Source organism: Amycolatopsis sp. NPDC005232, assembly GCF_040607795.1.
In the GTDB taxonomy this organism is placed as follows: domain Bacteria; phylum Actinomycetota; class Actinomycetes; order Mycobacteriales; family Pseudonocardiaceae; genus Amycolatopsis.
Window position 1 is genome coordinate 54,138 of sequence record NZ_JBEXHL010000011.1, and the last position, 15,834, is coordinate 69,971.

At 70.8% G+C, this 15,834-nt stretch carries 14 protein-coding genes; 11 read left to right on the forward strand and 3 right to left on the reverse strand.

Annotation, left to right across the window (positions count from 1 at the left end):
- Window positions 1-78 precede the first annotated feature (78 nt).
- Entirely contained in the window at window positions 79-855 is a 777-nt protein-coding gene (locus ABZU76_RS21735; protein ID WP_354872299.1) for an enoyl-CoA hydratase-related protein, read from the forward strand.
- Between the two features lie 32 nt (window positions 856-887).
- On the forward strand, window positions 888-1,547 hold the full coding sequence (locus ABZU76_RS21740; RefSeq protein ID WP_354872302.1) for a TetR/AcrR family transcriptional regulator: 660 nt from the start codon (window positions 888-890) through the stop codon (window positions 1,545-1,547).
- A gap of 115 nt (window positions 1,548-1,662) precedes the next feature.
- Here the strand turns inward: ABZU76_RS21740 and ABZU76_RS21745 are convergent, their stop codons facing one another.
- On the reverse strand, window positions 1,663-3,651 hold the full coding sequence (locus ABZU76_RS21745; RefSeq protein ID WP_354872305.1) for a dehydrogenase E1 component subunit alpha/beta: 1,989 nt from the start codon (window positions 3,649-3,651) through the stop codon (window positions 1,663-1,665).
- A gap of 114 nt (window positions 3,652-3,765) precedes the next feature.
- Between ABZU76_RS21745 and ABZU76_RS21750 the strand changes: the two genes are divergently transcribed.
- Together ABZU76_RS21750 and ABZU76_RS21755 are read left to right on the forward strand one after the other, a co-directional pair.
- Entirely contained in the window at window positions 3,766-4,824 is a 1,059-nt protein-coding gene (locus tag ABZU76_RS21750; protein ID WP_354872307.1) for an alcohol dehydrogenase catalytic domain-containing protein, read from the forward strand.
- A complete protein-coding gene (locus ABZU76_RS21755; protein ID WP_354872310.1) occupies window positions 4,824-5,981 on the forward strand; it encodes an acyl-CoA dehydrogenase family protein in 1,158 nt (385 codons plus the stop codon). Before ABZU76_RS21750 ends, ABZU76_RS21755 begins: the two co-directional genes overlap by 1 nt.
- Here the strand turns inward: ABZU76_RS21755 and ABZU76_RS21760 are convergent.
- Window positions 5,947-6,765, reverse strand: a complete 819-nt coding sequence (locus tag ABZU76_RS21760) for a TetR/AcrR family transcriptional regulator (protein WP_354872313.1) — start codon at window positions 6,763-6,765, stop codon at window positions 5,947-5,949. The two genes, ABZU76_RS21755 and ABZU76_RS21760, sit on opposite strands and share 35 nt — an antisense overlap.
- A gap of 128 nt (window positions 6,766-6,893) precedes the next feature.
- Between ABZU76_RS21760 and ABZU76_RS21765 the strand changes: the two genes are divergently transcribed.
- The gene (locus ABZU76_RS21765) at window positions 6,894-7,298 is read left to right on the forward strand and encodes a DUF1992 domain-containing protein (RefSeq protein ID WP_220243686.1); all 405 of its coding nucleotides are present in this window, start codon (window positions 6,894-6,896) and stop codon (window positions 7,296-7,298) included.
- On the opposite strand, the gene ABZU76_RS21770 is transcribed toward ABZU76_RS21765, so the two are convergent.
- Window positions 7,288-9,150, reverse strand: a complete 1,863-nt coding sequence (locus ABZU76_RS21770; protein WP_354872316.1) for a CocE/NonD family hydrolase — start codon at window positions 9,148-9,150, stop codon at window positions 7,288-7,290. The genes ABZU76_RS21765 and ABZU76_RS21770 overlap by 11 nt on opposite strands.
- Before the next feature lie 262 nt (window positions 9,151-9,412).
- Between ABZU76_RS21770 and ABZU76_RS21775 the strand changes: the two genes are divergently transcribed.
- From ABZU76_RS21775 to ABZU76_RS21800, 6 genes are read left to right on the forward strand one after another with little or no spacing between them, the layout of a single operon-like run.
- Window positions 9,413-10,732, forward strand: coding sequence for an MFS transporter (locus ABZU76_RS21775; RefSeq protein ID WP_354872318.1), 1,320 nt, complete (start codon window positions 9,413-9,415; stop codon window positions 10,730-10,732).
- 26 nt (window positions 10,733-10,758) lie between these two features.
- Window positions 10,759-11,475, forward strand: a complete 717-nt coding sequence (locus ABZU76_RS21780) for a GntR family transcriptional regulator (RefSeq protein WP_220243689.1) — start codon at window positions 10,759-10,761, stop codon at window positions 11,473-11,475.
- Window positions 11,476-11,480: 5 nt separating this feature from the next.
- On the forward strand, window positions 11,481-12,368 hold the full coding sequence (locus tag ABZU76_RS21785) for an oxaloacetate decarboxylase (RefSeq protein ID WP_354872321.1): 888 nt from the start codon (window positions 11,481-11,483) through the stop codon (window positions 12,366-12,368).
- Window positions 12,365-13,777 carry an amidohydrolase family protein gene (locus ABZU76_RS21790; RefSeq protein WP_354872324.1) on the forward strand — a complete coding sequence of 471 codons (1,413 nt, stop codon included), beginning with the start codon at window positions 12,365-12,367 and terminating at the stop codon, window positions 13,775-13,777. The genes ABZU76_RS21785 and ABZU76_RS21790 overlap by 4 nt, the downstream gene beginning before the upstream one ends.
- The gene (locus ABZU76_RS21795) at window positions 13,774-14,463 is read left to right on the forward strand and encodes an isochorismatase family protein (protein WP_354872327.1); all 690 of its coding nucleotides are present in this window, start codon (window positions 13,774-13,776) and stop codon (window positions 14,461-14,463) included. Before ABZU76_RS21790 ends, ABZU76_RS21795 begins: the two co-directional genes overlap by 4 nt.
- A complete protein-coding gene (locus ABZU76_RS21800) occupies window positions 14,460-15,818 on the forward strand; it encodes an FAD-dependent oxidoreductase (RefSeq protein ID WP_354872330.1) in 1,359 nt (452 codons plus the stop codon). The genes ABZU76_RS21795 and ABZU76_RS21800 overlap by 4 nt, the downstream gene beginning before the upstream one ends.
- Window positions 15,819-15,834 lie beyond the last annotated feature (16 nt).

The following is a 15,834-nucleotide window of genomic DNA, read 5'->3' on the forward strand; positions in this document are numbered from 1 at the left end:
AAACCGTGATGGGAAGCACTGTAGGACCCTGATCGCGGCCTGACAAGCCCGGACCGGGTGAGGTGAGGAGCTTCAGTGATGACGGAACGGCTACACGTCGAAACCACCGGCCGGGTCGTGACGGTCCGCCTGGACCACCCGCCCCTCAACGCCTTCGACACCGAGATGCGCCAGGCGTTGGCCGACACCGCGGCGCGCTTGGCGGACTCCGACGACGTTCACGCGGTGGTGCTCCACGGCGGCTCGCGAGTGTTCGCGGCGGGCGCGGACATCAAGCAGCTGGCCGGTTTCTCGTTCGAGGAGGTGCTCGGCTGGAACCGCGCGCTGCAGAAGGCGTTCACCCGGTTCGCCGAACTCCCGATGCCGGTCGTCGCGGCCGTCAACGGCTACGCCCTCGGCGGCGGCATGGAACTCGCGCTCGCGGCCGACTACCGCGTCGCGGCTCCCGACGCGGTGTTCGGCCAGCCGGAGGTGCTGCTCGGCATCATCCCGGGTTCCGGCGGCACGCAACGGCTGGCGCGCTTGATCGGCCCGTCGCGGGCGAAGGAGTTGCTGATGACCGGACGGCGAGTGCGTGCTCCGGAAGCGCTCTCCCTGGGGCTCGTGGATCGGATCGCCGACGATCCTCTTGCCGCGGCTCTGGAGTACGCACAGGTTCTCGCGGCGGGGCCCCGGTTCGCGATCCAGGCGGTGAAGGAGGCCGTGGACCACGGACTGGATTCGCCGATCGCCGCGGGCCTGGCCCTGGAACGCTCGCTCATCGCCGGCCTGTTCGCCACGCGCGACCGCGACACCGGCATGGCGTCGTTCCTACGCGACGGACCGGGCAAGGCCACGTTCGACCGTGACGCCTAGAGTGGTGTGTCTGCCAGCAGCGGAGGGGAAAAATGCCGAGACCACCGGGACACGGCCCCGGCTACGAGGTCAAGCGCCAGGAAATCATCGACCAGGCCGCCGCGCTGTTCGCCAAGCAGGGCTACGCCGCCACCGGGATCGCCGAGATCGGTCAGGTCGCGGGCCTCGCGAAGGGCGCGCTGTACTACTACATCGGGTCCAAGGAGAACCTCCTCGTCGAGATCCAGGACCGCGTGCTGCGCCCGCTGCTCACCGCCGCTCGCCGCATCGCCACCCTCGACGAGGACCCGGTCCTGCGGCTGCGCCTGCTGTCCGAGACGCTGCTCGACATCATCCTCGAGCGCCTCGACCACATCTGGGTGTACGAACACGACTACCGCCACCTGCGCGGCGCCAACCGCGCCCGCCTGCTGCGCCAGCGCCGCGAGTTCGAGCGCATCGTGCTGGAGCTTTTGACGGCCGCGATGGACACCGGCGCGTTCCGTCGGCTGGATCCGCGGCTGGCCATGCTGCAGTTCCTGAACCTGCACAACCACACCTACCAGTGGGCGCGCCCGGACGGACCGTGGGACGCGGCGTTTCTGTCGCGGGAGTACTGCGCGACGTTGATCTCGGGGTTCTGCAGTCCGGGTTACGACGTGGCTGATCTGGAGGAACGAGTCGCGGCCTTCCGCGCTCGCGTCCCCGCCTGACCGGCCCGCTCGCCGCACCCCAATGTGGCGTTCGTTGCGCCCAACGCACCCAATGCGGCGTTCGGTGCGCTCAACGCAACCAACGCCGCATTGGGGTGCTTGCGGCCAGGCGTAGTCACGCGCGGGCGGATTCCCGGACAGCGGCGGCGATCCGTTCCTTCGACGGCAGCCACACCCGTTCCAGCGAAGGCGCATAAGGTGCCGGCGTCCCCGCCGCACCCACGCGGATCACGGGCGCGTCCAGTGTCCAGAAGCCCTCGCGGGCGGCGACGGCGGCCAGCTCCGCGCCCACGCCGAAGTCGCCGACCGCCTGGTGTGCCACCACAAGCCGGCCCGTCTTGGCCAGCGACTGCAGGACCGTGGCGGTGTCCAGCGGTGCGATGGTCCGCAGGTCGATCACCTCGACGCTGATCCCTTCGGCCGCCAGCTCCTCAGCCACGTCGACACAGTCGTGCACCAGCTTCGAGTAGGACACCAGCGTCACGTCCGTTCCCGGTCGGCGGATGGCGGCGCGGCCCAGGGGAACCAGGTGCGTGGGCGGTGGCTGCGGTCCCTTTCGCCCGTACATCAGGCGGTTCTCCACGAACACCACCGGATTCGGATCGCGAATGGCGGCCCGCAGGAGGCCGTACGTGTCCGCAGGCGTCGACGGCATCACCACGGTCAGGCCGGGAATGTGCGCGAGCAGCGCCTCCAGGCTCTGCGAATGCTGGCTCCCCGACGACTTCCCCGCGCCGAACTGCGTGCGCACGACCATGGGCAGGCTGACGGCGCCGCCGGTCATGAAGCGGAGCTTCGCGGCCTGGTTCATGAGCTGGTCGAGGCACACGCCGACGAAGTCGAAGTACATCAGCTCCACCACGGGGCGTAGCCCGGCCATCGCGGCGCCCACGCCGGCGCCGATGATGGCGCTTTCCGAGATCGGCGTGTCACGCACGCGGCCGGGGTACTTCTCGGCGAGTCCCCTGGTCAGGCCGAAGACGTTGCCGCCGGCGCCGACGTCGATGCCCGCCAGGAACACGGACTCGTCGTGGGACAGCTCGTACTCCAGCGCCCCGCGGATCGCGTCCATGGTCCGGAAGATCTCGCCCGTCGCCTCGGCCGGCTCCGGCACGGGCTCCCGAGGCACGCCGACGTAGTGGTGCAGCGTGTCCGGCGACGGCTCGTCCGCGGCGCGCGCGGCCTCGACCGCCGCCTCGATCCGGGCGTCCACCTCGGAATCGATCGGGGCGACGTCCGTTACCAGCTCACGCAGCCGCGCCGCCAGCCGCACCAGCGGGTCGCGTTCCTTCCACTCCGCCAGCTCCTCCGGCTCCCGGTACTTCTCCGGGTCGCCCTCGTAGTGGCCGTGCCAGCGGTACGTGTCGGCTTCGACCAGCACGGGCCCGCCGCCCTCACGCAGCTCGCGCACCAAACCGTCGACGAGCGAGGCGACGGCGGCGACGTCGTTGCCGTCCACGTGGTGGTAGTCCATCGCGTACCCCGGCGCGCGATCTTCGAGCGACGCGCGCGTCTGCGTGGCGATCGGCGAGAACTCGGCGTACTTGTTGTTCTCGCAGAAGAAGATGACCGGAAGCCGCCACACCGAAGCGAGGTTCGCCGCTTCGTGGAACATGCCCTGGGCCACGGCGCCGTCGCCGAAGAACGCCAGCACGACACCGCCCTGAGCACGCAGCTGCGCGGCCGTACCCGCGCCGACGGCGATCGGCAGCCCCGCCGCGACGATCCCGTTGGCCCCGAAGATCCCCTTGCGCGGGTCGGCGATGTGCATCGACCCGCCGCGGCCCCGGCACGTGCCGGTCTCCTTGCCCATCAGCTCCGCGAACATGCCCTCGACGTCGAGTCCTTTCGCGATGCAGTGGCCGTGCCCGCGGTGTGTGGACGTGATCACGTCGCGGTCGTCCAGCGGCCGGCACGCGCCGACGGCCGAGGCTTCCTGCCCGATGGACAGGTGCAGGAAGCCGGGGATCTCGTTGTTCCGGTACAGCCTCGACGCCCGGTCCTCGAACTGCCGGATCAGCCGCATCCGCCGGTACATCTCGGCCAATGCGCTCGGGTCACCGTCGAATGCCGTTGCCAGGTCGCTCACCCGGGTGGAAGTCATCACGCTCCTGCCCTTGCCGTTCACCGGTTTTCTCCCGGCCCTTGACATCGCGCCGGGAACCACGATTCTTGTACCGACTGTTCGAAAAAACAACTCCAGTTCGGAGGTGGTCGCGTGCACGCGCTGCGCTGGCACGCCAAGGGCGAGCTGCGCCTCGACGACGTGCCGGAACCGCCGGCACCGGCGCCGGGTCAAGCGGTGATCGCCGTGTCGTACTGCGGGATCTGCGGCACCGACCTGCACGAGTTCGCGCACGGCCCCAATCTCATCCGCACGGGGCCACACCCGTTGACCGGCCTCGAACCGCCGTTCACCCTCGGCCACGAGATGAGCGGCACGGTCGTGGCGCTCGGTTCCGACGTGCCCGGTGTGAACGTCGGCACACGCGTGGCCGTCGACCCGTGCCTGCGCTGCGGCGTGTGCCGCTGGTGCACCCACGGCGAGTACCACATCTGCGCCAAGGGCGGCTCGATCGGCCTCGCCGCCGACGGCGGGTTCGCGTCGAAGGTGACCGTGCCCGTCGAGGGCCTCGTACCGATCCCCGACGGCGTCTCCGACGAGCTGGCCGCCCTGGCCGAGCCGCTCGCCGTGGGCCTGCACGCCATCCGCCGCGCAGGCGTCCAGCCGGGTGACCACGTCCTGTTGCTCGGCGCGGGTCCGATCGGGATCGCCGCGCTGCTGGCCGCGAAGCTCGCGGGCGCCGCGGGCCTGTACGTGAGCGAGCCCGTGCCCGACCGCGCGCGCAAGGCCGCCGAGATCGGCGCGACCGAGGTCTACGACCCGGCGAAGACCGACGTGCGGCGTGAGGTCTTCCTGCGCACCGGCCGCGTCGGGCCCGACGTGGTGGTGGAGGCGACCGGCCGGCCCGAACTGGTGGAGCTGGCCGTGAACACCGTGCGCCGGGGCGGGCGCGCGGTGCTGTGCGGGATCAGCGGCGCGAGCGCGTCCTTGCCGATCACGCAGATCGTGCCGTTCGAGCGCACGGTGCTGGGCTCGCTGGGCTACAACTTCGACATCCCGCGCGTGCTCGACCTCATGGCCACCGGCCGGCTCGACGCGACGCCGATGCTCACCGGGGTGCGGCCGCTCTCGGCCGGGCGCGACGCGTTCGCCGAGCTCGAAGCCGACCGCGGCAGCCACCTCAAAATCCTGCTGAAGCCGGAGGAGCACTGATGGACTTCGACCTGCCCGAGGAAACCGTCGCGCTGAAGCAGCTCTGCCGGGATTTCGCCGCGAAGGAGATCGCGCCGTACGCCGCAGATTGGTCCGAGCGCAGCCACTTCCCCACGGAGGTGTTCCACGACCTGGGCAAGCTCGGGCTGATGGGCATGCTCGTGGACGAGAAGTACGGTGGCGCCGACGCCGGCTTCGTGTCCTATGTGGCCGCGATGGAGGAGCTGGGCGCGGCCGACCAGTCGATCGCGTCGGCGTGGAACGCGCACTCGACGATCGCGACGCTGCCGCTCGCCACATTCGGCACCCACGAGCAGAAGGAACGCTGGCTGCGGCCGCTCGCCTCGGGAGAAGCGATCGGTGCCTTCGGCCTCACCGAACCCACGGCCGGCTCGGACGCGGCCGGCATCCGCACGCGCGCGCGACAAGCCGACGGCGGCTGGCTGCTCGACGGCACGAAGATGTTCATCAGCAACGCCGGCACCGAGATGAGCCTCGGCGTCACCGTGCTGGCCCTGACCGGCGAGAACGACGGCGGCGCCAAGCGCTACGGCACCTTCTTCATTCCCGAAGGCACCCCCGGCTACACCAAGGGACAGCCGCTGAAGAAGCTCGGCTGGCACGCGCTCGACACGCGTGAGCTCGTGTTCTCCGAATGCTGGGTGCCCGACGATCACCTGATCGGCGAGGAGGGCAACGGCCTGCGCCAGTTCCTGGAGGTCCTCGACGGCGGGCGCATCAGCGTGGCCGCGCTGTCGTTGTCGCTGGCGCAGAAGGCCCTCGACCTCGCGGTGCGCCACGCGGGCGAACGCGAGCAGTTCGGCCAGCCGCTCACGCGGTTCCAGGCCGTGGGGCACAAACTCGCGGACATGGCCACGGAGATCGCGGCGGCGCGCTGGCTCGTGTACAACGCGGCGTGGCTCGGCGACCAGGGGCGGCCGTTCAGCACGGCGGCCGCGATGGCGAAGCTGTACGCGTCGGAGGTCGCGAACCGCGCCGCCAGCCAGAGCGTGCAGATCCACGGCGGCTACGGCTTCATCCGCGAGTCCACCATCTCCCGCTTCTACGCCGACGCGAAGATCCTCGAAATCGGCGAAGGCACGAGTGAGGTGCAGCGCAACGTCATCGCCCGGGCTCTGGCCCGCGGCACCGCTTGACCTGCAGCTCGATGCCGTCGAGCAGCCGGTCGAGGCCGAACTCCCAAGCCTCGGCCGCCTGCTCGCCCGCGCCCTGGTCGAAGCCGCCGCCGAGCCACGCGCGGTTCATCGCCGGGTGCGCGGTGAGGTCGAAGTACTTGCCCCAGAAGGAAGAACGCTGGTCCCACCACGCGTCGTTCGACTGGCCGGTACTGCGTTCGAGGTGGATGCTCTCGGCTTCGAGCGCCGCGTTGGCGTCCACGTAGGCTGTGATGCTGTTCGCGGCGGCCACGGTTTCGCGCGGCGCGAGCCCCAGACCGTCCACGGTGGACAGCACGTACTCCTGGCCGGCGAGCTGACCCGGGCCGAGCGCCGGGCGCACGCGTGACATCTCGCGCAGCCACGGGTGGCGGCGGTGGGCTTCGCGCGTGCGCTCGGAGTAGAGCCGGATCTGCGCGCGCCAGTCACCCGTCCGGGGCTGTCCGGGGCCGGGCAGGCCGCGCTCGACGAGGACGTCGTCCACCATCAGGTCGACGAGCTCGGTCTTGCCGGGCACGTAGGTGTAGAGCGTCATGGTCCCGGCGCCGAGCTCCTTGGCCACGCGGTGCATCGACGTGGCCACGAGCCCGTCGGCGTCGGCGACCGTGATGGCGGCGGCCACGATCTGCCCGACGGTGAGCGTCGGCCGGCGCCCGCGCGCGGGTTCGGCCGCGGGCGTGGAACGTTCGCGCCACAGCAACGCGAGCGTGCGGTCGATCTGCTCAGCCTCCGCGGCGCGTTCGTCGCTGTTCTGCTCGACGGTCATCGTCGCAGCCCCCTCCCCTGCCCCGGCGCTGATCGGTTGCCGGGGATCCTACCTGCCGGTTCGGGACCTTCGACCCATCCGCGAGACTCCGGGCGCGGCTACGCTGGGTGGGGATCGGAGGTGTTGGAGTGACCGAGCGCAAACCCCCCGGCGTGTCCTTCGGCTCGTGGGTCGACCGCCTGATCAACGCCGCCCAGTCGCGCGGCGAATTCGACGACCTGCCGGGCGCCGGCAAGCCGCTGCCACCCGCGACGGGGCGCGACGCCGCCACGGACTGGGCCCTGCGCCGCGCCCGAGAAGGCGACCTGGACACGGGCTCGTTCTTGCCGCCGTCACTCGCGATCCCGCGCGAGATCCAGGACCTGCCGGCGAAACTCGCCTCGGTGCGCACCGAGAAGCGCGTGCGCGAGATCGTGGAAGACCTCAACGAACGCATCCGCGAAACGCACCGCCGGCCACAGGAAGGCCCGCCGCTGCGCGCGATGCCGTTGGACGTCGACGAGATCGTGGAGAGCTGGCGCGTCACCCGGTGAACGCCGTGAGCGGCGCCAGTGGCAGCGTGATCGAAGAAGCGGGCGTCTTCACCTGGTAGATGCCGCCGAGCAGGCGGGGCAGCTGGGTGATCGTCGGCGTGAGGTGCGGGGTGTCGGCCGTCGTCAGCACCACGCGGATCCGATGCCCGGCCGAGAGCTGCGCGAAGGTGGGGAACACCTCCACGTCGTAACGCGTGATTTCGTTGGGTACCACCCACTTCTCCGACTGGCGCGTGTACGGGTGGTAGGGCATCAGGAGCTTCCCGTCGGGGCTGTACCAGCTGCGCGACGAGTCGGTTTCCCGCTGCGAACCGACCAGCGCGCCTTCGGTGAGCGGCTTGGACGAACCGTCCGGGCCGACGTCGGTCACGGTCACCACCCACATCGTGTCCAGGGTGTTGGCCTGCGCGGAGATCGACGCGGTGATCGGCCCGGCGAGCACGTTCGGCTGTGTCAGCGGCGCGGACGTGTAGACGAGCGAGCCGGGACCGTGTTCGCGGTCGAGGTTCGTGGTGTCGCACGCCGGGTTCGGCAGGAATCCGCCCAGCCACTGCGCGGTGGACCGGGTGCAGGTGCTCGACGTCGGCGTCCAGGTGATCCAGTCGGTGCCGCTGCCCGAGGGCGGGCTGGTCGTCAGCGTGCCGTCGTTGGCCGACCGCGGTGCGGTGCCGGTGCGGCCGCCGCCGAGGTAGTAGGTGGTGGCTTGTGCGCCGGCGAACGGGTACGTCGTGGTGTCGACCCACGTGTCGGTGCCGAACACGTTGGCGTGCAAGGGTTTCGTGGTGTCGGTGATCCCGGTGTCGACGCCCTTGAGCCAGTGGTCGTACCAGGCCAGCTCGATCGGGTGCAGGTCGATGTCGCCGGTCGGATCGTGGTACCACGGGCCCATCATGAGCTGGTAGCGGCTGGTCGCCGTCTGGCCGGCGGCCATCGGCGCGTTCACGGGACGGCCGGCCCACGCGTTCTGCAGCGCCGCGTAGTTCATCAGGGCACCGCGCTGGAAGAGGTCGTTCCAGCCGCCGACGAGGTACGCGGGGATGCCGTTCGCGACGACGTCACCCAGCACGTTGGCGGGGTTGCGCGACTGCCAGTAGTCCTCGTCGAACGCCTGCTCGCCGCCGGTGAACTCGCCCGTGAGCAGGGGCAATGTGCCCGCGCCGAGGCCGCCGAGGTGCTGCAGCTCGGTGGTCAGCGCCGCCAGTAGTGCGACCGGTGAACCGCTGTTCAGCGCGTCGAGCACGGGCTGGGTGACCGTGCGCAGACCGGTGAGCAGCTCCCACAGCGGCATGAACTCGGCGTTGGGCAGCCCGCCCATCGCGGCGAGGTCGCGGTAGAGGTCGTTGCCCGCGACCACGGGGAAGATCGCCTTGAGCGGTGAGCCAGGGCCGACGGCGGCCGCGGTGGTCAGCTGGTTGATGCCGACGTAGGAGCCGCCGTTGAGGCCGACGTCGCCGTCGCTGCCGGGCAGCGCCGCCGCCCACCGGACCAGGGCGGCGCCGTCCTGGCGTTCGATCGGCGCGAACGGCACCCACTGCCCGCCCGAACCGCCGGTGCCGCGGACGTCGGAGATCACGGCGACATACCCGCGCCGGACGAAGTAGGACAGGTCTTCATGCAGGTCAGCGCGGCCGTACGGCGTCTGCGCGAGCAGCACCGGGTACGTGCCGGGCGCGTCGGGGCGCAGGACGTCGGCCTTGATCACGGTGCCGTCCGCCATGGTGACCGGCACGTCGTTGGTCTCGGTCACGGCGAACTGGGCCGGGCCTGGTGACCAGGTGGCCGCCTGTGCCGGGGAGACGAGCTGGGTCAGGAAGAGGACGAGCAGGCCGAAAAACGCCGTCGAACGCCGCATGCGGCCAGTCAACGCCGGCACCCGTCGACGGGGCACCGCCGCCGGGGTGAGCCGTCGTCGACCGATCGTGGGCGGCAGTTTTCCCGCCAGGGCAACGGATCAGATGCTTTTCGCCCGACCGCACCCGCCGTCGACCGTCGGGCATCCGGCGCGCATCCGTCGAGCCGACTGCCTGTCGGCTGCAAACTGTTGACAGCAGACAGGGAGCTACCTATCGTTCTCGCATCCGAGTCCCCCCGGTTCTGCCTGGAAGGCGGAAATCATGAAAAACCGCACGTCAGCGGTCGGCACCGCCGCCCCCGCCGGCCCGGTGAGCATCGACCGCCGGGTCGTGGCCGCCGGGCTGGTCGGCTCGATCGTCGAGTACTTCGACTTCGGCATCTACGGCTACCTCGCGACCGTGCTCGCCGTCGTCTTCTTCGCCTCCGGTGCCGACCCCACCGCGGCGCTGCTGGCCACGCTCGCGACCTTCGCCGCCGCGTTCGCGCTGCGTCCGCTGGGCGGCCTGATCTTCGGTCACCTCGGCGACCGGCTCGGCCGCAAGCGCATGCTGGCCACCACGGTGCTCGCCATGTGCGCCGCGACGTTCGCCGTCGGCGTGCTTCCCACGTACGCGGCGATCGGCAGCGCTGCCGCGTTCCTGCTGGTCACGGCCCGGTGCGTGCAGGGTGTCGCGGCCGGCGGCGAGGTCGGCGGTGCCGCTTCCTACGTCGCCGAATACGCCCCCGCCCACCGCCGCGGCTTCCTCTGCTCCACCGTCCAGTTCGGCGCACTCGGCGGCGCGCTGCTCGCGTCGGCCGTGGTCACGACGCTGACGACCGTGCTCACCAAGCAGCAGATGACCGACTGGGGCTGGCGCCTGCCGTTCCTGCTCAGCCTGCCGCTGGGCGCGGTCGGCGTCTGGATCCGGCTCAAGCTCGAAGACTCGAAGCAGTTCCACAACCTGGCCGCCCAGGGTGAGGTCGCGAAGGCGCCGGTGCGCGAGCTGTTCGCTTCGCACCGCCCGGCACTGGCGCGCACGCTCGGCCTGTCGATCCTGCTGTTCGCCCTCTACTACGTGGTCTACGTGTACGCGTCGATCCACCTGCAGCGCGTGGGCGGGTTCAGCCCGAAGCAGGCCTTCTGGTCGACCACGGTCACGCTGATCGTCTCGTGCGCGGCCATGCCGTTCTTCGGGGCGCTGTCGGACCGGATCGGGCGACGCCCGATGTTCCTCGGCGCGACGATCGCGACGCTGATCCTCACCGTGCCGGTGTTCATGGTGATGAACGCGGGTCACTACGTGCCGGCACTGTTCGCCCAGATCGTGCTGGGGCTGCCCGAATCCGCGCTGATGGCGGTGGCGTTCTCGACGTTCGCGGAGCTGTTCACCACCCGCGTGCGCTACAGCGGCATCGCGCTCGGGTTCAACCTGGCCAGCACGGCCGTGGGCGGCACCGCGCCCTACATCTGCACCTGGCTGATCGCCCGCACCGGCAGCAGCCTGGCCCCGGCCGGTTTCCTCCTCGTGACAGCGTTGATCACACTTGCGGCAGCAGTGCGGATGAAGGAGACCCGCGGCACCGCGCTGCGCGACAGCTGAACCACGACAACCGAAGAAGGCAGGACATGGCGACACCGCCCCCTCTGGAACGACGCACCGACACCTACGCCGGCCGCAGCCTCGACGTGCTGCGCGGCATGGTGCGCGACGGGCAGCTGCAGCCCGGGCAGCGGCTCAACGAGGTCGAGCTCGCCCGCGCGCTCGGCATCAGCCGGGGTCCGCTGCGCGAGGCGATCCAGCGGCTGGCCAGTGAGGGCCTGCTCAACGTCGTGCCCCACCGCGGTGCCTACGTGCGCACGTTCGACGCCGACGAGCTGCGCGATCTCTACGAGCTGCGCACCGCGTTGGAGACCCATGCGGTGCGGCTCGCGGCCCGGCGGGCGGACAACGAGGACCTTCGGGACCTCGACGACCTTCTGCGAGCCACCGAAGAGGTTCTGGAGTCCGATGTGGACACCGCGTACCCCGGCGAGTTCGACTTCCACCACCGCGTGGTCGCGCTGTCGGGCAACCAGTCCATCCTGCGCGCCTTCGCCGACGCCAACAACCAGATCCAGCTGGCCCGGTCGCGTTCCGGTCGCCAGCCGCGCCGGGCCCGCGACGCTTTCAAGGAGCACCGCGAGGTCCTGCGCGCGCTGGCCGCCGGCGACGCCGACGTGGCCGCGCGCCTGATGGACGAGCACCTGCAGCACTCGCTCGAAAATGCCCTGTCCCTGTTCGAAAACACCGTGCCCGACAGCCCGAAGGGGCTGGCGGGGCGGGGAGAAGACGAGGAGTTGTAAGCCCTGTGACAAGCTCTCTGGGTGCCCGGTTGCGCGAGCGGGTGGCGTTTCGCGACCAGGCGCCGTTGCTCCTGGCGGGCGCGCCCAACGCGCTCACCGCCCGGGTCGCGGAAGAGACCGGGTTCGAAGCCGTCTACCTCTCCGGTGCCGGGATCACCAACACCTACCTCGGTGCCCCCGACGTCGGCCTGCTGTCCCTGCCCGAGCTGGCCGGCCACGTCGAGGCCACGCGTGACGCGGTGTCCCTGCCGCTCGTGGTCGACGCCGACACCGGCTTCGGCAACGCGCTCGGCGTGCAGCGCACCGTGCGCACGCTCGAACGCGCCGGCGCCACCGCGATCCAGATCGAAGACCAGGTCTCCCCCAAGCGGTGCGGCCACTTCACGGGCAAAGAGGTGATCGAAGCGTCCGAGATGGTCGGGAAGATCCAGGCCGCCGTCGACGCTCGTGCCACCGAGGACTTCCTGATCGTGGCGCGCACCGACGCGCGCGCGGTGCTAGGACTCACCGCCGCGTGCGAGCGCGCGAACCTCTACCGCGAAGCCGGCGCCGACATCCTGTTCGTCGAAGCGCCCGGTTCGCCGGAGGAGCTGGCCGAGATCACCCGCACCGTGCCCGGCCCGCACATCGCCAACATGGTCGAGGGCGGGCTCACGCCCATCCTGCCGCTGGAAGAGCTGCGCACGCTGGGCTTCTCGGTCGCCCTCTACGCCAACACGGCCATGCGCGGCGCCGTCGCCGGGATGCGGATCGCGTTGCGCCACCTCAAGGAACACGGCGACACCACCGAGATCGGCGACAAGATCATCAGCTGGGCCGACCGGCAGAACCTGGTGCGCAAGCCGCTGTTCGACGCCCTCGACGAGAAGTACGCGGGAAGGACCACCGAATGAAGCCCTACGATCTGCGACTCCACGGCGGCCGGGTCGTGCTGCCCGGCACCGGCCTGAGCGAGGTCGACGTGTGCGTGCGCGACGGGAAGATCGCCGCGATCTGCTCGCCGTCCGACGAGCTGCCCGCCACCGAGACCGTCGACGTCACCGGCCGCTGGGTCCTGCCCGGCGCCATCGACGCCCACGTGCACCTTGGTCAGGACCTCTCCGTGCCCAAGACCGTGGAGGACGCCGCGCTCGAGACGGCTTCGGCCGCGGCGGGCGGCGTCACCACGATGCTGGCGTACCTGATGAGCCCGCGCCCCTACGACGAGCTGTTCCCGGCCGCGCGCGACCTGATGGCCGAGCACGCGCACACCGACTTCGGCTTCCACTTCTGTGTGGTCACGCCCGAGCACGTCGAGTCCATCGGGCACTACACGCGTGACCTCGGTGTGTCGAGCTTCAAGGTGTTCACCAACTTCCGCGGCAACGAGGGCGCGTACCTCAACCTGCCCGGCAACGACGACTCGTTCCTGTTCGACGCGCTGCAGGCCGCCGCCGACTCCGGCGCGATGATCGCGCAGCACGCCGAGAACATCGAGCTCGTGTGGCGGCTGCGCGAGCGGCTGAGCAAGGACCCCGACGCCGGCCTGGACGCTTGGCACGCCGTGCGTCCGCCGTATGTGGAGGCCGAGGCCGAGGGGCGGGTCGCGTACCTCGCGAGCGTGGTCGGCGCGTCCAGCTACGCGGTGCACGTAACGAGCCGGGAAGCGCTTTCGGCATTGGAGCGCCAGCGCGCCGAGTACCCCGACTTGTTCGTGGAGACGTGCCCGCACTATCTCACGCTCGGCATCGACTCCGGGCTCGGCTCGCGCGGCAAGGTGAACCCGCCGCTGCGTACGCGTGACGACCGCGAAGCGTTGTGGGAAGCCGTGGCCGACGGCCGCGTCGACGTGATCGGCTCCGACCACGTGCCGCGGCATTTCAGCGCGAAGGACAAGGACCTGTGGAGCGCTTCGGCCGGTTTCCCCGGCACCGGAACGCTTCTGCCGCTGCTGCTGAGTGAAGGTCACTTCAACCGGGGCATTCCGGTCGAGCGGCTCGTCGACCTCACGGCCACGCGTCCGGCGCAGCTGTTCGGCCTGTGGCCGCGCAAGGGCGCGATCCGGATCGGCGCGGACGCCGATTTCGCTGTCATCGACCCGAACCGGCCGAGCACGGTCGCCGCGGCGACGCAGCATTCCGGTGCCGAGTACTCGGTGTGGGAGGGCTGGGAGTCGAAGGTGAGCGTGCAGCACACCATTCTCGGCGGCGAGTTCACCGTGCGCGACGGTGAGGTGCAGGGTCCGCGCGGGCAGTTCCTGTCCCGCCGCAACAGCGGGCGTGCTGCGCTGGCTGCCAGTGCGAAGCAGGAGGTTTCGGCGTGAGCGACCGTCCGTGGTCCGACGTGATCACCGCCGACGACGAGGCCCGCTACGAAGCCGCGGGGTTCGGCAAGCCCGCCGGCCTCGGCGAACGGCCGGCGTTGCTGATCATCGACGTGCAGTACCGCACCGTCGGGAACTCGCCGAAGCCGTTCTTCGAGTCGGTGGCCGAGGACTACCGCACGAGCTGCGGCCAGGCCGGCTGGGACGCGGTGGCGAACATCAGCCGGCTGCTGACGACGTTCCGGGCTCAGGGCTGGCCGGTTCTCTACCCTTATGTGGCCCCGAAAGCGTCGTACGACTCGGGTCGGCTGGGGGCGAAGGTGCCGTCCATCATGGACGTTCCTTCGCAAGGGTATGAGTTCGTGGCCGAGGTCGCGCCGGCCGAGGGTGACGTGCTGCTGCCGAAGCGGCACCCGAGCGCGTTCTTCGGGACGCCGCTGGTCAGCTACCTGATCGACCGGGCCGTGGACACACTCGTGGTCACCGGCTGCACCACCAGCGGGTGCGTGCGGTCCAGTGTGGTCGATGCGTTCGCGTACAACTTCCGTGTCGCCGTGCCGCACGACGCCGTGTACGACCGCACGCCGACCGTGCACCAGGCCAACTTGTTCGACATGGCGCAGAAGTACGCGGACGTCGCCAGCACGGATCGGATCCTCGCGGCCCTTTCGGAGGTCTCCGCGTGACAGACGTCGACGTCATCGTGGTCGGGGCCGGCGGCGGCGGGCTCACGGCCGCCCTGGCGGCCCACGACGCCGGCGCCGGCGTGGTGGTGCTGGAGAAGGCGGAGCACGCGGGTGGGAACACCGCGTTGTCCACGGGCTCCGTGCCGGGCGCGGGCACGCGCTTCCAAGCCGCGGCGGGCATCGACGACTCCGCCGCCCGCCTCGCGACGGACCTGCTGGCCCAGTCGGGCAGCCACGACGCCGACGACCTCGCCCGCCTCCTCGCCGCCGGTTCGGCCGGGCTGGTGGAGTGGCTGATCGACACGCACGGCGTCGACCTGCGCCTGATCACCGACTACAAGCATGTCGGCCACTCCGTGCCCCGGCTGCACGCGCCGCCCTCTCGCAAGGGCCGCGATCTCGTCGCCGACCTGCTCCGCGCGGTGCGGGCGACGGACACCGAGGTGCTCGTGCACACGCCGGTGGCCGGGTTGCTCCACGACGAGGGCCGGGTCACGGGCGTGCGGGTCTCCGGGCCGCGCAGTGGCACGTACGAGATCACCTCGCACGCCGTCGTGTTGGCCGGCAACGGCTTCGCGGCCAACCGCGCCCTCCTGCGCGAGTGGGCCCCGGCGATCGCCGGCTTCGATTACTTCGGCGCGCACGGCAGCACGGGCGAGTCGCTGCAGTGGGCCCTCGACCTGGGCGCCCGGCTGGGCAACCCGACGGCGTACCAGGGTTACGCGGCCGTCGCGTATCCCCACGGCTCCATCACCTCGTGGACGACGGTGGAGATGGGCGGCGTGCTCGTGAATGGCGCCGGCCGGCGCTTCGGCGACGAATCCCGCGGCTACTCCGGCTACGCCGACGCCGTGCTCGGCACTCCGGGCCCGTGGCACGTCGTGTTCGACACGAAGATCCGCGACTACGTGGCGAGCCACGAGGAGGAGTTCGCGGAACTCGTCGCGATGGGCGGCGCGCGGGAGTGCGCGTCGGTGGAGGAACTGGCCACCTTCTGCGGCGTCTCCCCTTCAGCCCTCTCCACTACCCTGGCCTCCGCCGCGACGGTGGCCTCCGGCGACGACAAGGACGAGTGGGGCCGCACCGACTGGGGCTTCGGCCCACTACACGCGCCCTACGTCGCCGTCCGGTCGGTGCCCGGTCTCTTCCACACCCAGGGCGGGCTGCTCGTCGACGGGCACGCCCAGCCGACCACCGACACCTGCCCCATCCCGGGCCTCTACGCCGTCGGCGGCGTCGCCACCGGCATCAGCGGCCACACCGGCGGCGCCGGCTACAGCTCCGGCAACGGCCTCCTGGCCGCCCTCGGCCTCGGCCACCTCGCCGGCACCCATGCCGGCGCCCGCCTGCGATGAGGAGTTCCCCTGCCTT

What these genes read in the sequence shown, in the direction of transcription:
- ABZU76_RS21735 (WP_354872299.1), top strand. Translation starts at nt 79, where the DNA reads ATGACGGAACGGCTACACGTCGAAACCACCGGCCGGGTCGTGACGGTC.
- ABZU76_RS21740 (WP_354872302.1), top strand. Translation starts at nt 888, where the DNA reads ATGCCGAGACCACCGGGACACGGCCCCGGCTACGAGGTCAAGCGCCAG.
- ABZU76_RS21745 (WP_354872305.1), bottom strand. Translation starts at nt 3,651, where the DNA reads ATGACTTCCACCCGGGTGAGCGACCTGGCAACGGCATTCGACGGTGAC.
- ABZU76_RS21755 (WP_354872310.1), top strand. Translation starts at nt 4,824, where the DNA reads ATGGACTTCGACCTGCCCGAGGAAACCGTCGCGCTGAAGCAGCTCTGC.
- ABZU76_RS21760 (WP_354872313.1), bottom strand. Translation starts at nt 6,765, where the DNA reads ATGACCGTCGAGCAGAACAGCGACGAACGCGCCGCGGAGGCTGAGCAG.
- ABZU76_RS21770 (WP_354872316.1), bottom strand. Translation starts at nt 9,150, where the DNA reads ATGCGGCGTTCGACGGCGTTTTTCGGCCTGCTCGTCCTCTTCCTGACC.
- ABZU76_RS21775 (WP_354872318.1), top strand. Translation starts at nt 9,413, where the DNA reads ATGAAAAACCGCACGTCAGCGGTCGGCACCGCCGCCCCCGCCGGCCCG.
- ABZU76_RS21780 (WP_220243689.1), top strand. Translation starts at nt 10,759, where the DNA reads ATGGCGACACCGCCCCCTCTGGAACGACGCACCGACACCTACGCCGGC.
- ABZU76_RS21790 (WP_354872324.1), top strand. Translation starts at nt 12,365, where the DNA reads ATGAAGCCCTACGATCTGCGACTCCACGGCGGCCGGGTCGTGCTGCCC.